The organism is Bythopirellula superficialaquae (assembly GCF_059632245.1).
The window spans coordinates 523,572-538,882 of the sequence record NZ_CP197426.1; the positions used below are offsets into that span (position 1 = coordinate 523,572).

General features: G+C 51.3%; 13 protein-coding genes, 1 tRNA gene and 1 pseudogene. 3 read left to right on the forward strand and 12 right to left on the reverse strand.

Annotation, left to right across the window (positions count from 1 at the left end):
* Positions 1 to 10 precede the first annotated feature (10 nt).
* The 3 genes from SH678x_RS02350 to SH678x_RS02360 are packed head-to-tail and all read right to left on the reverse strand — an operon-like array spanning position 11 to position 3,116.
* On the reverse strand, positions 11 to 1,426 hold the full coding sequence (locus SH678x_RS02350; protein WP_496921281.1) for a cbb3-type cytochrome c oxidase subunit I: 1,416 nt from the start codon (positions 1,424 to 1,426) through the stop codon (positions 11 to 13).
* Entirely contained in the window at positions 1,423 to 2,055 is a 633-nt protein-coding gene (locus tag SH678x_RS02355; RefSeq protein ID WP_496921282.1) for a hypothetical protein, read from the reverse strand. Before SH678x_RS02355 ends, SH678x_RS02350 begins: the two co-directional genes overlap by 4 nt.
* Positions 2,056 to 2,081: 26 nt before the next feature.
* Complete coding sequence (locus SH678x_RS02360; protein WP_496921283.1) at positions 2,082 to 3,116, reverse strand: c-type cytochrome; 1,035 nt, start codon at positions 3,114 to 3,116, stop codon at positions 2,082 to 2,084.
* A gap of 289 nt (positions 3,117 to 3,405) precedes the next feature.
* Here SH678x_RS02360 and SH678x_RS02365 point away from each other — a divergent pair, with 289 nt between their 5' ends.
* Positions 3,406 to 3,858, forward strand: coding sequence for an RrF2 family transcriptional regulator (locus SH678x_RS02365; protein ID WP_496921284.1), 453 nt, complete (start codon positions 3,406 to 3,408; stop codon positions 3,856 to 3,858).
* Positions 3,859 to 3,960: 102 nt separating this feature from the next.
* On the opposite strand, the gene SH678x_RS02370 is transcribed toward SH678x_RS02365, so the two are convergent.
* On the reverse strand, positions 3,961 to 4,983 hold the full coding sequence (locus tag SH678x_RS02370; protein ID WP_496921285.1) for a hypothetical protein: 1,023 nt from the start codon (positions 4,981 to 4,983) through the stop codon (positions 3,961 to 3,963).
* Between the two features lie 630 nt (positions 4,984 to 5,613).
* On the opposite strand from SH678x_RS02370, the gene SH678x_RS02375 reads away from it, so the two are divergent.
* A complete protein-coding gene (locus SH678x_RS02375) occupies positions 5,614 to 7,302 on the forward strand; it encodes a B12-binding domain-containing radical SAM protein (RefSeq protein ID WP_496921286.1) in 1,689 nt (562 codons plus the stop codon).
* 127 nt (positions 7,303 to 7,429) lie between these two features.
* On the opposite strand, the gene SH678x_RS02380 is transcribed toward SH678x_RS02375, so the two are convergent.
* The 3 genes from SH678x_RS02380 to SH678x_RS02390 all read right to left on the reverse strand — a co-directional run bounded on the left by SH678x_RS02380 (position 7,430) and on the right by SH678x_RS02390 (position 10,070).
* Positions 7,430 to 7,579: a CPBP family glutamic-type intramembrane protease gene (locus tag SH678x_RS02380; protein ID WP_496921287.1), complete on the reverse strand. Its 150-nt coding sequence runs from the start codon at positions 7,577 to 7,579 to the stop codon at positions 7,430 to 7,432.
* Positions 7,580 to 7,926: 347 nt separating this feature from the next.
* Positions 7,927 to 8,655: a fumarylacetoacetate hydrolase family protein gene (locus SH678x_RS02385; RefSeq protein WP_496921288.1), complete on the reverse strand. Its 729-nt coding sequence runs from the start codon at positions 8,653 to 8,655 to the stop codon at positions 7,927 to 7,929.
* A gap of 266 nt (positions 8,656 to 8,921) precedes the next feature.
* Positions 8,922 to 10,070: an ABC transporter substrate-binding protein gene (locus SH678x_RS02390; protein ID WP_496921289.1), complete on the reverse strand. Its 1,149-nt coding sequence runs from the start codon at positions 10,068 to 10,070 to the stop codon at positions 8,922 to 8,924.
* Between the two features lie 257 nt (positions 10,071 to 10,327).
* On the opposite strand from SH678x_RS02390, the gene SH678x_RS02395 reads away from it, so the two are divergent.
* The gene (locus SH678x_RS02395) at positions 10,328 to 11,107 is read left to right on the forward strand and encodes an SDR family NAD(P)-dependent oxidoreductase (RefSeq protein WP_496921290.1); all 780 of its coding nucleotides are present in this window, start codon (positions 10,328 to 10,330) and stop codon (positions 11,105 to 11,107) included.
* 26 nt (positions 11,108 to 11,133) lie between these two features.
* Here SH678x_RS02395 and SH678x_RS02400 read toward each other — a convergent pair.
* From SH678x_RS02400 to SH678x_RS02420, 5 genes and pseudogenes are all read right to left on the reverse strand, one after another.
* Positions 11,134 to 11,775: pseudogene (locus SH678x_RS02400) on the reverse strand (enolase C-terminal domain-like protein); the annotation flags it as partial.
* 530 nt (positions 11,776 to 12,305) lie between these two features.
* Positions 12,306 to 12,379, reverse strand: a tRNA-His gene (locus SH678x_RS02405).
* A 159-nt stretch (positions 12,380 to 12,538) separates the two neighbouring features.
* Entirely contained in the window at positions 12,539 to 12,691 is a 153-nt protein-coding gene (locus SH678x_RS02410; protein ID WP_496921291.1) for a hypothetical protein, read from the reverse strand.
* On the reverse strand, positions 12,692 to 14,005 hold the full coding sequence (locus SH678x_RS02415; RefSeq protein WP_496921292.1) for a DUF1570 domain-containing protein: 1,314 nt from the start codon (positions 14,003 to 14,005) through the stop codon (positions 12,692 to 12,694). It lies immediately after the preceding gene.
* 140 nt (positions 14,006 to 14,145) lie between these two features.
* Positions 14,146 to 15,144, reverse strand: coding sequence for a sugar phosphate isomerase/epimerase family protein (locus SH678x_RS02420; protein ID WP_496921293.1), 999 nt, complete (start codon positions 15,142 to 15,144; stop codon positions 14,146 to 14,148).
* Positions 15,145 to 15,311 lie beyond the last annotated feature (167 nt).

The following is a 15,311-nucleotide window of genomic DNA, read 5'->3' on the forward strand; positions in this document are numbered from 1 at the left end:
TCATGCCTTGTTAGGCTGTCATAGTTGCAGTGCGTGTGACGACGGACGGATTGGCTAGCCGCCAAGTCTGCCACAGGTTGTAAATAAAAACGACTTGCCCACCGATGATCGCAAGTCCCGCGAACAATCGAGTGACCCAGAAGGGAAATGATGCGTCGACGGAAACTTCCCAAGGTTGCAGCGAGCCCCAGTAAAATCCTTGGAACACTCCTGCGAGCGTCAAGTCGATAAACATCACCACGATACCAACCGTGGAAAGCCAATAGTGCCATTCACACAAATTGCGGCTGTACCACGAATGCTTTAAGAGCCTAGGGAAGAGGTACGTCATCATTCCAAAGAACCACATGCTGAATACACCAAACATGACCAGATGAGCATGGCCAACCACCCAATCCGAAAAGTGAATCAGCTTTTGAAAAGTGTGCGTCACCTGCAGCGCACACTGTGCGCAAGTGACGAAGTACAAAACCATTCCCGTATAAAACCATCGAATTGGCAGGTTAGTAACGATGGCTCGCCCAGAACCCCAAATGGTGCCAAAAAAGTTGATGATCACTGTCGTGACCACAAATTCAACCGCGATGGTTGAGATGATGGCTCCATATTCAAGAAAGTCTGGAATCGGTGTGTATAGAAAGTGATGAATACCGTTGAGCGGATAGAAAAAAGCGAGCCCCCAGAACCCGACCAATGATAGGCCGTGGCTCCAGATTGGTTTTTTAAGCAAAATGGGAACAAAATAATACATGAGCCCCCACGCCAGCGGCGTGACGAACAATCCTACCAGGTCATGAATGAAAAGGCCGGCAACGGCACCCGCACTCGTGCCCGAGACAAAATATTCGGGCACGAAATTGCCCATAGCGTAGGTCAGGAATGTCCAAACAAACGCCGCCATAAAGTACCACAGCGTTACATAGAGAGGCCCGGTCGTACGAACGATAGGGGCCATGAAATTGACGGCAACCAAGGCCAATCCGGCCAATGCGAGAGGGTCGATCCAGACCGGAGTTTCGCCCCATTCCACGCCTTGTGCCTGCCCCATCAAAATGCCTATGGCAGTCGAAAGGACAACAACCTGCCAGGCAACAAAAATGAAGTATGATAGAGGCCGACTAAGCACCGGTTTGAGAGTCAACCGGGGAATCGCCCAGTGGAGTGCTCCTAAAAAGCAATTGGCAATGAATCCATACGCAATGGCGTTTGTGTGAACCATTCTCCAGCGGCCTGGCGAGAGGTATTCGCTTCCTGCAAGAGGATTCCAATTCACTAATTGGAGAGCCATCAACAAGCCGCCTGCCAAAGACACAAAGAGATAGCCGAGCGCAGCCAGAAAATACCACAAGACGAGACGCTCTTCGACGAGCGGCACTCCCAGGCGATCTGCTGCGGTGTCGTCAAAAGTAGAACTCGGGGAATTCATTTTTTCTCCGTGACTCGGCGATAGGGCACGAAATCACCCAAGGGATATACCAGTACCATTGTCCAACCAAAAACAAGATGAGTGGCGGCAGCAACCCACCACGGCACGCGATTGACAATCAAGTTTTCTTCAGACATGTCGATGACTTCGGGCTGTAGCCAGGACAAGATCCCATAAAAGTTGATAATCCAAATCAACAGCGACACGATGGTTGCAATCAAGAACTTCACGCCAATCGATTTGCCGGCTCCCCATCTTGTGAGTGCCAAATACACTGGGATGCCCATAACCATTCCGGTGGCGAGGTACAGACAGCAACCAATGGCCAGCATTAAACCATTCTGCTCAGGCGGGAGATTGAAGGCTTGATCACCAAGTGGAAACGTAAGATAGCTACGAATAATTTCGAGTGGATGCCTACCCGTCAGGACTGAGCCAACGATATTGAACAAGAGACTAGCCATCGCACCGAAGATGCCTAGCATGAAGCCGGTAGTCGCGTAGTACGCCGTGTAGTACCCCGAGGGCCGAAACGGCGCATAATCGACTTCGGCCGCAATTTGCGACTCAAGTTCGTTGACGCGGCGTTTTAGTTCGATCAGTTCTGATTCTTTAGCGACTGTATCCATTTAACTCTCTAAAACTTAGAGGTAGGTTAAGCAGCCTGTGCGGCGGGCTGATCGTCTACCGCAGGCGTATCCTGTTGGTCAGTGGGTTCGATGGTATTCGGAGTTTGCTCAACAGGTGCCTGAGTTGGTAGATCGGCAGCGCTCAAAGGTTCTTTTCCTTCACGCCGACGCTCGCCAGTTGCTTTAATGAAATGGACAAGATGCCAAATTGCTTCGGGATTTTCTTGGAAAACCTTTTCGAACGCAGGCATCGGAGTGCCATTGATGCCCGATGAAATCCGTCGATAAATGTCTATGGGCCGACCTCCACCGCGGAACATACCCGATGACAAATCCGCGGCCGCCGCTTGGTGACCCCAAGAGTCCATTCCAACTTCAACTTTTTCCATTGATCCACCTCGCCCGAACTGACCGTGGCACTTGTTGCAGGCTTGCTGCAGAAAAAGCTTGTGACCTAAGGCTACAGTCTCATCTGTCATGGGAGGCATTGGGGTAGTTGGCATGACGATGCGCTCTGAAGATTCCTTCCAGGGAAGTAACAACTCGTCGATGATCTCCTGCGTGAGCTCGTCATCGGGGAGTTCACCATCGTCATAAGCCATTTGGGCAAGCTGTTTCTCCAGTTGACCTCGTAGTGTGAGCACCATGACATAGTCAACAACTGCATCCACGTCTTCGTCGCTGAAGCGATCGAACGATGGCATGGATGTGCCGGTGATACCTCGGCGTACCGTGCGAACCAGATCAGCTCGGCGTGGTTTCATGCCGTATGGTGTTGATGTAAACTTGAAGATGCCTTGCGTGTAGTTACGAGGTTTCGGATTCAAGTACACGGCGGCGGGACCGTTCCCATCGCCGTTGACACCGTGACATTGGCTGCAGTAACGCGAGTAGAGTGCATAACCGCGTTTGAGATGGGCATCGTCCAATTGCGAGCCAAGGAGAATCGGCTTATCGGGGGTGCCAGTAAGCGCTTGCAGTTTTTGAACGACCTGAGTCTGGAGGTCCTTGTATAACTTCAATTCTTCCGGATCTTCGATGTCTGCCGTCAGTTCGACCACTTCCTTGCTAGGTTTAAAGCTAGGGGGTGACTCTCTACGGCAGCCTTGGCTGGCTAGAATCAGAACACTTAGAGTTAAGTAAAAGGCTGGCCGACTCGCGCCTACAGTCAAATCCCTTGGAGGTGCCGAACGGATTTGGGCTTTTTTAGAGGCAAAATCGCGGTGAAATAGTGCCCACAACATTCCTTGGCCCACTTGGTGGTAGCGACTAAATTGAAGAATTCGCAGGTGAATTTAATGGTTTCAAACAGGATGTCAAGGTGCGCTTTGGCTGCCTTAGGAGGTTTTTTTGTTTTCACAGACAGCTGAATACGCACTACGATCCATGGCGCATTTGGCGTCCCGACCAGAATTTACCAGCACCATTCCCGAAATGTCGGAGGCCACTCAGGTCCCAGCACCTTATCTTCGTAAAGTTCTGAACCGGCTTAGAGACGCAGGGATCGTCGCAACCCAGCGTGGAGCGGGAGGCGGAATCATTCTGAAAGCTGACCCGGACGACCTAACAATTCTGAGAGTTCTAAACGCCGTCGATCCCATCAAACGTGTGGAAAGATGTCCCCTGGGACTTCCAGAACATTTTAAACTCTGCCCGCTCCATTCTGAAATCAACGAAGCGATTGCTCAGGTTGAATCTGTCCTCAGTAAACGTACGCTGGCGGATTTGCTTGCAATGAAGCGGGTGGGAGTCACTGATTGCGATTTTCCTGCCTCGGCAAATGATGACTTATACCAACTATGAAGTGATTATCGCAGCAGCGAGTGTTTTAATTCTGGAAAAAACTCGGGCCAGAGAAAACTCTGGCCCGAGCTTTGAGGCTGGACAAGTGAAGGGCGAATACGTTTAGTAGCGAAGAATCCAGTCGAGAGTGAAACGGCTTTCCAATATGTCACGTCGTTCCGTTAAAGGAACTTCAAACGCGGCTCCTAATTCGTGATGTCGATTGCGTTTGAACTTCACGCCCAAAGCTTGGGTGACGATATTGTTACCGGCGACGCCCACCGAACCAAAGTTAAACAGATCGCCACCTTCTACACCTGGCAGTGCGGTATTATCCCCCGACCGGGTCCAGTTATACCAGTTCACTTCGGTGAGGGCGTACCAACGTGGCGCGAATTCGTAGTCCCAGTGATTCGACCAATACCACATAGTACTTTCGGCGTTGTTGTCCACTGGTAAACGAAAGCCCGAAGCGCTGATCCAATGGCCGCGGGTAAGTATCTCCGTCCCACCGGTCAGAAAGACGTGAAACTCACCGTCGCCGTTGCCTTGTCTTGTGCCCGGCGTTCCGACGGGCATTTCGTAGGTTGCTCCCGTGCTCAAAAGTCGCTGGGCCACTGGATCGGCGAAGAGGTTGTATTTCAAACCGGCTGCCACGTCGGCCCAGCCATCTTCAATTAATGGATTGCTGGAAATCACATAGCCATCTTTGGTGGCAATAAGTGACAGCCGTTCCGTGAGTGCCGCCCGTAATTGGACGGCAATCAATTGCACGTCACCACCAGCTGTCGCCGCAGGCACGTTGTGATTCAAATAAATCGCCCGTGCTTCAGTGAGCGTGCGTGGATCTTCAAAAAACACTGGGTTTGTAATGGGACTGATAAAGCTGTCGAAGCAATGGTCCGATGGCTTCAGAAACCCGAACAACTTGCCTGAACACGCAGAGCCGCAGTCGCAGCCATTCCCACAATCCACTGCACAGGCATCATCGCAGTAGGATGTCAATTCAACGCCGGTTGGCTCAAGGAATAAACCGTCAGCTTGTTCGGCTTCACAAACAATAGGTGAGAAACCGACGCATACCAGAATCGCCATAGTCCGAATGGCAGATGCAAAAATATAGCGAATGACGCTTTGTCGAGACATGAAAGCCTCCATGCTTAAATAAGCAAGCATTTGCTAGCACGACCGGCATTCCAATGCCAACAAAATCTATCGTGCTTTGCCTTGATTGCATTATTGAGTTAATCGGAGAGATATCCTCGATTTCTAAGTATGCTTGGCGTTCAAACGACCAATTTTCCTAACCGCACCATTTTATCCCCTTTAGGGATATTGTCGGGTGCGGGACGCCGGAACAGTGCTTTGAGTTCAATCCAGCACCACTTTTACGAACCCGCCCTTGGAGTCGAAGTCATGAGATGGCCGTTCATTGCGAATGCTTGTGATCAGAGTGTATTCCTCTTCGAACTCAATGAATTCCGGATGAATTTGCGAAACACAACTATGACGTAGATAGTCGACGGTTCGTCAGGGCCTATTGAGTTCTCGATCGGCCTGGATACCGGCACTGTAAATGCATCCTGCCAAAAGTGAATTTAGAAAAGCCACGAAAATTTATGCGCACTTTGGCGTGATGTGGTTGCGTGGAGTCTAAAAATGCACATCAAGTGAGTCAAATTTACACACAAGTTGGCACGAATGAGTCGCTTGCCAACTGAAGATCCTGCACTAAGTCCTTCCGTAAGTTAATTCACAAACGCTTAGGATCTTTATATGTCTCATCCTTCACATCCCAAAGGGGTTAAAGCTCGTGTGCTTTTATCGAGCGTCTTTGGTCCCTACGCTCAGGATGACGCTTATGGCAGCAGGCGCATCAATCCGATGGAGCTCTACCACAACCAGGTCACGCGCGTGCAGGAAGCATTCTCACTACGCACGTTCAATCGATCTTGGGGATTGATGCTAATACAAGTAAACCTGCAAGCTCCCTGCACACTTCTCGACTTCCCGACAGAAGAACGTTTTGTCCAAGAGCTAAAAACCATCCAATACGACGTCATCGGCATAAGCTCGATTATGACCAACTTGCTCAAAGTGCGCCGTATGTGCAAGCTGATCCGCAAATACCAACCACAGGCAACTATCGTAGTCGGCGGACATATTGCTAATCTTGCTGTATTGCCGGAATACGCCGACGTCGATCACGTGGTTCGAGGCGACGGTGTGCGATGGATGCGGAAATTTCTCGGCGAGGATGAACATAAGCCTGTACGACATCCCGTCGTCCGAGCAAATATCGGCTCACGTATCATGGGTGTTAGTCTTCAGAATCATCCCGGCGATGCCTGTGCGACATTAATTCCATCTGTAGGCTGTCCTATGGGGTGCAATTTTTGCTCGACATCCGCCATGTTCGGGGGTAAAGGAAAATTTATCGAATATTACCAGTCAGGCGACGAACTCTTTCAAATCATGTGCAAGCTCGAAGCGGCCTTAGGAGTTCGGGCGTTCTTTGTCATGGATGAAAACTTTCTGTTAAACAAGAAGCGTGCCCTCGAACTCCTCGAGTGTATGGATGAGCACGAAAAGCCGTGGTCTCTCTATGTTTTCAGCTCAGCCAATGTCTTGCAGAAATACACGCCAGAACAGCTTGTGGCACTTGGAATATCATGGGTTTGGCTTGGACTCGAAGGCAAGGAATCCCAGTACACCAAATTGGCTGGCACGGACACTATCAAATTTGTGAGAGAATTGCAGTCGCATGGAATCCGTGTTTTGGGTTCAAGTATCATTGGCCTGGAAAGTCACTCACCTGATAACATTGATGATGCCATCGAACATGCCGTAAACCACAACACTGAGTTCCACCAATTCATGCTTTATACGCCAATTCCTGGCACACCGCTGTTTGCCGAACATCAGGCAAACAATTCGCTTAAAAGTTTGGCAGAGGTTTCAATCGCTGATATACATGGTCAACATCTTTTCAATTACCAACACCCACATATCAAAAACGGCCAAGAAACTGAATTTCTGCTTCGTGCATTTCAACGGGACTTCGAAGTCAATGGACCTAGTGTTGTTCGCATAGTGCGATCTGTTATGCGTGGTTGGCGAAAATACAAGGCACACCCGAGTGCTAGAATACGAGCACGGTTTGCTCACGAAGCCGCGAATCTACCTGTACGTTATGCGGCAGTCCTCTGGGCAACTCGACAACATTATCGAAACAACGCAAAGTACGTCGCTCAGATCAATGATTTACTCTCAGAGTTGCACGCAGAGTTTGGCTGGTACTCCTATTTGGCGACTCCTATTGCTGGGCGTTATCTTTATCGGAAGCTCAAAAAGCAGCAGGAAATGCTCGAAGCTGGTTGGACATATGAACCTCCAACATTTTATGAAGCAAACTATCCACATGGCCCACATAACTCAAAGCAAGCCGCAAGTGTGTCCGCCTAATGTTAAACATATTTACGTGTCTCTACGACCTAAGTTTAGGTCGAAACGCAAGCCCTCGACTCGCGATGGCGGCCATGACAAATAGCAGCGAACCGACGCCAAATCCTAGTAGGGCCTGTGTCCACGACTAGCCGCCTACCATATGTTCGGCAGCAAATATGAAAGCCGTCAACAATAGAGCGCTGCAAACGCCAAGCGGATCTATTAGCCGCTGTAATGGATAACCATGAAATACCAATTCTTCACGGCACGATAAAATGATAAACGCTAAGAGCACTGTGAGCGTCTCTTCAGAAAAAGTCTCGGCAGCTCGCCAGTCAGGTTGATTTACTCTGTGGTCCTGAAAGACCCGCGTCAGTGCGATCGGCAGGTGGCGCCAGCGAGAGCGTGCTTTGGCAGCAGATCAAATCCGAATAAATTGGATGCCCACTCGAAGCCACCACATTTGCTGAGCCAACCAGCTTTGGTGCCGCGAAGCAAGCGGCACTCGGAATTCATGGAACCTCGCTCGACGCACTGCCACGGGAATGGTTGACAATTCGATCACCAGCTACAAACTGATTTAACTGCATATCTCTACTCTGACATACGCAGTGCTGTTAACTTTTGTTAGATGACGGCACACTATTCAGCGCGACAAACTTGGCGTTGCGTTCCCAAGCCTTCAATAGAAAGCTCCATGAAGTCTCCCGCTTTCAAGTACTTTGGCGGTTTCTGACCCAACCCCACCCCTGGCGGTGTGCCCGTACTAATAATATCGCCCGCCTCGAGCGTCATAAATTGCGACAAATAGTGCACTAAGAAATACGGGTCGAAAATCATAGTCCGTGAGTTTCCGTTTTGCTTTCTCTCTCCGTTAACATCAAGCGTCATGGCGAGATCGTTCACGTCGCTAATCTCGTCAGCAGTAGCAAGAAAAGGTCCGGTTGGACAGAAAGTGTCGCACGACTTGCCTTTGACCCATTGGCCGCCACGCTCGAGCTGAAAAGCGCGCTCAGAGATATCGTTGCAAATGCAGAAACCGGCAATATAACCTAGGCTGTCCTTGGGTGACGATAAAAGTCGAGCATTCTTGCCGATAACAATACCAAGCTCGACTTCCCAGTCCGTTTTCTCGCTACCGCGCGGGATAATCACGTCGTCGTAAGGTCCAACAACGGTATTCGAGGTCTTCATAAAGACAATTGGTTCTGAAGGAACCTGCATTCCCGACTCGGCGGCGTGATCGCTGTAGTTCAGTCCAATACAGATCACCTTCCAGGGCCGAGCGACACAAGAACCCCAGCGCACTTCGGCAGGCACAGTGGGCAATTTGTCACCCTTCTCAGCGAGAAGAAGTCCAAGCTTTTCCAAGCCACCATTCTGAAAGAACGAACTGTTCCAATCTTCAAAATACGCAGAGCAATCCTTTGGTTGACCATCGGCAGCAAGAACACCAGGTTTTTCCTTGCCAAATTCTCCAAATCGAATGAGTTTCATTTTGGTCTTAACTTTCTTAGTAAGGCATGTCTATGTATTGTGCTGGGTTATATTCTCATGGAATTCTGACGGAAAAATTAACTTCGAGTCGTGCGGCGCGGTCGATCTTTCCCGCCGTTCCATAGTGACAAGGATTGGAATTATGGCATGTTATTCCAAATAACATTCAACTCTTCGAGTGTGGTGCTAATATCTCTTCTTTCGTGAAGAAAGCGATTGAGAGTGTCTCCACCTTGATCCTGGACAGTCAAATATCCTTCATAACGCGGGCGTACCCAAGCACCATCAATTGTCATTCTTGTATCACGAAAAAAGTTGTGAGTTATTGCATTGCATGCGTCATCGTCCCACGCCACGGAATTGGCCGGTTGACCATTTGCAGCGGTATAGATTGTGCGTTGGCAGTCGGCGCTAGCGAGCCAAAACGCGTAATCGAGTGCCACAGATGGATTTGCGCATGCCGCGGATATCGCGAGGCCCGTTCCGCCGAGCTGGGTTCCGATGGGACCATTCGTTCCCAATGCAGGGATATTTGTGAAGTGTATCAGTCGGTCGGCAAACGCAGGACGCGAGTAATTCGTGTATCCATACAATAGCGGGCAATATGCGTACTGCTGATTGTTGGAGCGGCTCATCCAGTCGAGCACGGCGGGTGGATCAAGTCGCAAACATGCACTCGGAAGATGACAAGCAATTTCTTGCATCGCTGCTAAAACGGTCTGTCCCGCCTGCTCGTCGATAAATGGTCCAAGCTTTCCGCATTGACCGATCGGAGAACCGAGATTTGCAGCCAGCGAGTTAAAACTACACATCGCATCCACCGGCTTGAGTGGCCATAGCACGCGATTCTGTTTAGCAAGTTCCAGCACTTGGTCCCAAGTTGACGGTATCTCGCTCTCATCGATCAGGTCGGGCCGATAGGCTCCGATCTGAGTGGCTGCGTCGATCGGCAATGCCCACATGTGATCATCGTAGAAATACGATGCGAAAGATGCTCCAACGCTCTGTTGGGAGAGAATATTCAACTCTGCATCTTTGCCACAACTATTGAGCGGCAACAAGCATTTGCTCTGCGCGGCGACGCCCACATGAGGATGGTCGATAACAATCAAATCATAAGTTGACGCCAATTCGACCAAAGATTGGTCGGCAAAAGCCTGCAGCGACCTCTTTTCCCAAGAGATTGTTATCTGATCGTCTGTTTCGTTTGCGTATATATTGGCAGTAGCCACCAGCGGGTCAAAACCACGCGGATGATCCCACGTAATGCCCCTTAATCGAACCGGCATGCCGAACTCCCAGAAGATGGATCAAGATCGATATAGCTAAACATTTTTGAGTTGCCATAACAAAAAAACGACGGCAGCCGAGTAAACAAATCCGTCCAAGGCACATTTCTTGTACTCATCGAAGTAATTTAACTCTTCGAGCCAAATGTTGTGTGTGACCCCATGATTTCTCTTTGTGGTCGTAGTAAAATACTCGCACAGATTGGCAGAGTCGTTTAAAAATATTTACCATTGCTTTTGGTTCTAAAGTGCTTGCTATGAGTGGTCGACTTGAAAATAAAGTTGCTGTCGTGACAGGCGGTGGCTCTGGGATTGGCGAAGCAATTTGCCTCCGTTTTGCCAACGAAGGTGCGAGGGTTGCCGTGCTCGACTTGGACCCAATGGCCGCTGAGAAGACCGCGGCTCGCATTCAACAGGCTGGCGGAAATGCCAAGGGCTTTGTTTGTGATGTTTCGGACGAAGGGCAGGTAGATTCGACTGTCAGGGCAGTTGTTGATCTGTTCGGTCGACTGACAACACTGGTCAATAATGCTGGAGTTGCTCATATCGGAAACCTTGAGCAGACAAGCACCGCTGATCTTGATCGGATTTACCGAATCAATATCAAGGGGGTCTATAACTGCCTTTATTCTGCTGTTCCTTGGCTTAAGCAGTTTGGTGGAGGGGCCGTTATCAACATGGCATCTGTTGCATCGACCAAGGGAATTCCAGATCGCTTTGCGTATTCGATGAGTAAGGGCGCTGTGATCATGATGACTCGCTCGGTGGCCTGTGACTACCTGAAGTCCAACATTCGCTGCAACAGTATTTCGCCAGCACGTGTTCATACGCCGTTTGTCGATAAATACCTTAAAGAGAATTACTCGGGTCGCGAGCAAGAAATGTTTGAGAAGCTGTCTGCCACACAGCCGATGGGACGTATGGCCAGACCTGATGAAATCGCAGCATTGGCAGTTTTCCTTGCCTCGGACGAATCGAGTTTTGTCACCGGCGCGGATTACGAGATTGACGGTGGATTTAATAATTTGAAGCCTTGAATTCGTCCATACAGACACATTAGGCCCTACAGATCCAATGTGTAGCTCTTTATTAGCTCGTCGGGGATCTCAATCCCAATTCCAGGTTTGGTGGGGAGTTGGATAGCCCCATCGACTACGGGATGACCAAGCTCCTGGAGTTCTTTGCGCAAGGGAGAATCAAACACTTCGGCTGGAGCAAATTCGATGAACGGAGTGATGGACGAATATGCGGCCAAGTGGACGGTCGCTGCGCCGAGGATTTGAGTCGACCAATTTCCGGGGATGACTAAAGCACCCCAATCTTTCGCCTGCTCGACAATCCGTTTGGCCTCTGTGATCCCCCCGATCGTGTTCATATATGGCTGGACAACGGAGACTTTGCCATATTTGATCATGTGCAGGCACTCCCAACGACTAACAGCATGCTCACCCATGGCTAAGGGGACTGTAGTTTGAGAGGCCAACTGTGCGTATGGTTCGTAAGAGTCCACGGGAAAAGGAGTTTCAAAGAAACAAATATCAAGTTCCTCCAGAACTTTGCAGATTTTGGCACAGGTTGCTACATCGTTGAATCGATAGCCGACATCGACGGCGAGCATGGCATCGGCTCCCAAAGCTTCTCGCGCTTTTGTTGCTAACTCAATGATATGAGCAACCGTCGACATCATTGGCTCGACTTTGAAGGCACGATAGCCGCGTTGCTAGGGGATCGCATTTCTGGGGTCTGCGGAGGATCTTGAGAGCCAAGGGCCCAAACCCAGCTGCAGGAGTTTTGCCGTACCACTCGCGCAGAAAACGGAGGGCCAAACGGATGTTTGGGGCTTCTCGCGTGCAATTTCCATTGCGCTGGTAGTAGTCTTTGGCGAACTTGTAGTAACGGGCACAGATCTCCACGACGGTAATGCCATCGCTTGCTACCACCAGGGGATTGCGATTGTTCTGGAGCCACTCGCCGACCAGACGATCATAAGCAATCTTGCTTGTCTTCGTGTTGTGTGGGCCCAGGAAAAAGTCCCGACCGTTCAGCGTGACGACGGCCTGACCCGCTCGCGCGGTGCTTGCGATACTTGGGCAGATGATTGTTCGACCAAGGCATGATGCGGTTCTCCTCGAAAATCCAAAAACGGTAGGTACCGTTTTTGAAGCTTGGGAAACGCCGCGCTGTCGAACGTCGACAGGTAACAGAAACTCTTATTTCGGCAAAAGTTAAGCGAAGGGTGGCTGACGGGATTCGAACCCGTGACCTTCGGAATCACAATCCGACATTCTAACCAACTGAACTACAGCCACCACAAGAGAATCAAACGATCCTACTGCCCAAGGTTGTGCTGGTCAACCGGCGAGCAAGTTCTGTGGCTGAGGTCTGTGACCTCGGTCGTTTCCGACCTCACAGGTCAGCCACAGTTCGGAAGTCAGCCACATTTTCGGAGGCCAGCCACAGACGGCATTCTAACGAGCACGGAACTTAAAAATCGCTGCCGTCAGGAGCGTGCCGACGACCATGCCTGCTACGAACAGCAGCATGCCGGCCGGGGCTTCCTGGGGGGTCACGTGGGCTAGCATTGCCAACGCGGTCGTTGTCAGCAGGGGCATCGTCAACATTTAAGAGTTCTCCTCGTCGGCAGATGTTCGCGGTAAGGTGGCTCGTGGGGGCAAATTGGCGGGGGTGGCCAGGCTTTTCAGGAACTCGTGGTATTGGGCATCGAGTTCGCCGAAGCTGACCCCCGTGATTTCTTCGAGGGTAGTCGGTTTGTCTTGGCCTGCATAGACGAGCCGCAAATATTCCATCAGGGCAGGGCGGTACAGGCCGTCGCGGTAGTGCATGAAAAACGTAGCGAGCCCGGCGGATTGGCTGTACAGTTTGGCGATGTCGCTGCGGCGCTGGAGGTCGGAGGTACCCAGCCGCGTGAGCTCTTCCAGCGGAATATAAAAGCCGTCCTGGATTGCATTCTTGTAAGCGGCTGCGAGTCGGCCCGTGTCGGGGGTGCCGACCGAGAATGCTTGCAGCTCTGCGGCAAGTTGCATCGGCGTGAGCGATTCAAAATAGCAAGCGATCCCTTCCAGGATCCAAGCGTTGGCGACCCCACCGACGTTGCGAGCCGACTTGGTTGACTCTTGAAAAAACTGATGCACGGCTTCATGCGTGATCGTGCCGGGGCTTTGATCTTCGCCGGCAAAGAAATGCAGCGTGCGCGTGTTGTCGAAGTAGATACCCAAGGTCTTGGCAATCTGAGCCTGCTGACGGATGAGCGCATCATTATATTCATCGCGGGTACGATAATAGACAACCTGGAAGGGTTTGCCGCGATAGCTGGAAGACTCTTTCCCCGCAAAGCGTTTTTCGAGTTCCGCCGGTTCAATCAAGTAAGCACCACACAATTGCAGCCAAGCTTGATAGATCCCTTCCAAGCGTGACGCAAGTTCCGCGGCAGCTTCCCGGCTATGGTCGGTCGTGACTTGAAAATGATCGGTGCGCACCCGCCAGCCGTCGTCGATCGTCGCGTGACGCTTGGCATCGTCCTCGGCGGTGATCCAGCGCTTGCCGATTTTGCGCTGGCCTGCTTCGTATTGAGGAGCATCTTCGGCGGCGATCCAACCGAATTTCGGATGCCAGATGAAACCATCTTTCATCTGGCGGATGGAATAAGTTCCCGCCCACTGATCGCCATGCTTTTCATAACCCAAGACGCGGCGAGCGTCGGCGTGATCGGGGTGGAACATCAAAGTTCGCGCCGCGGCTCGCAGTGCGGCACCGACGTCGCCTTGCTTGCTAAATTCGCGAGCCTGGGCAAAACTTTCGTCCGCTTGTTGGCGACTTTCGGGAGTGACTTGGCGGGGTTGCGTTTGGGAGTAAATGTCGGGAACGACGAAAACAACTTCGCCCGAGGGGGCCGCAGCGCGTAAGGTGAGCGCCATCAACAAGGTCACAAAAATTGACAGCGGAAACTTCAATACAGCGCTCAATAAAAATGAAACCTGCCGCTAAGCCGCAAGCGGCCGCTTGCGGCTTAGCGGCAGGGCAAAGAACACCTCAATTGTAGCATGCCGCCAGTGCGTTATTTGTCGGCAAAGGCCGCATCGAACGCCACGTTCGAGGGGGCGAAGTCGGTTTTTCTCACAAAATCGCAGGCCTCGCGGGCACCATGTTCGCGGTTCATGCGGGCGTCTTCCCATTCGACACTCAAGGGCCCCGCGTAATTGATATCGTTGAGCGCGCGGATGATTTCCTCGAAGTTCACGCTGCCACGTCCGGGTGAGCGGAAGTCCCAACCCCGTCGTGCATCGCCGAAATTCAAATGGCTCGACAGAATACCGCTGCGCCCGTTGAGCGTGACAATCGCGTCTTTGATATGCACGTGATAAATGCGATCCGGGAATTCGCGAATGAACTCCACGGGATCAACACCTTGCCACAACAGATGGCTGGGGTCGAAATTGAAGCCGAACTCTTCGCGATGGCCGATCGCTTCGAGCGCGCGATGGGCCGTGTAAATATCGAAAGCGATTTCGGTGGGATGAACTTCCAAGGCGAACCGCACGCCGCATTCGCCGAAGACGTCGAGAATTGGATTCCAACGATTGGCGAACTCCGCGAAGCCCGCTTCGATCGTCGATTCCGGCACGGGGGGGAACGAATACAGATAAGGCCAGATCCCCGAGCCGGTGAAACCGTTCACCACTTCCACGCCAAACCGTTGCGCCGCACGGGCCGTGTTCTTCATGTCCTCGGCGGCACGTTTGTTGACGCCCCCGGGATTGCCATCGCCCCACACATACTCTGGCAGAATCGACTTGTGACGCGCATCAATAGTGTCGCAGACCGCTTGCCCGACAAGGTGGTTGCTGATGGCTAGGCATTGCAGATCGTGCCGGTCGAGCTGTTCGCGTTTGGCATCGGCGTAGCCTTCGTCACTCATCGCTTCGGCGACGTTGAAATGATCTCCCCAGCAGGCGAGTTCCAAACCGTCGTAACCAAACTCGCGAGCCTTGCGGCCCATATCATCGAGCGGCAAATCGGCCCACTGACCGGTGAACAGAGTGACGGGACGTGCCATGAACGGTAGCTCCTATGTGCCGAGGGGATGAGAAGCACGCATTGTCGCAAATTTCAAACGGATGGCAACTCGGCGGAAATGTCCGAAAGATTATGACCACAAAGACACGAAGAACACTAAGGATGGAGAAATGATCCGGATACGAAAGTGCTTTTCTTTGTGCCTTT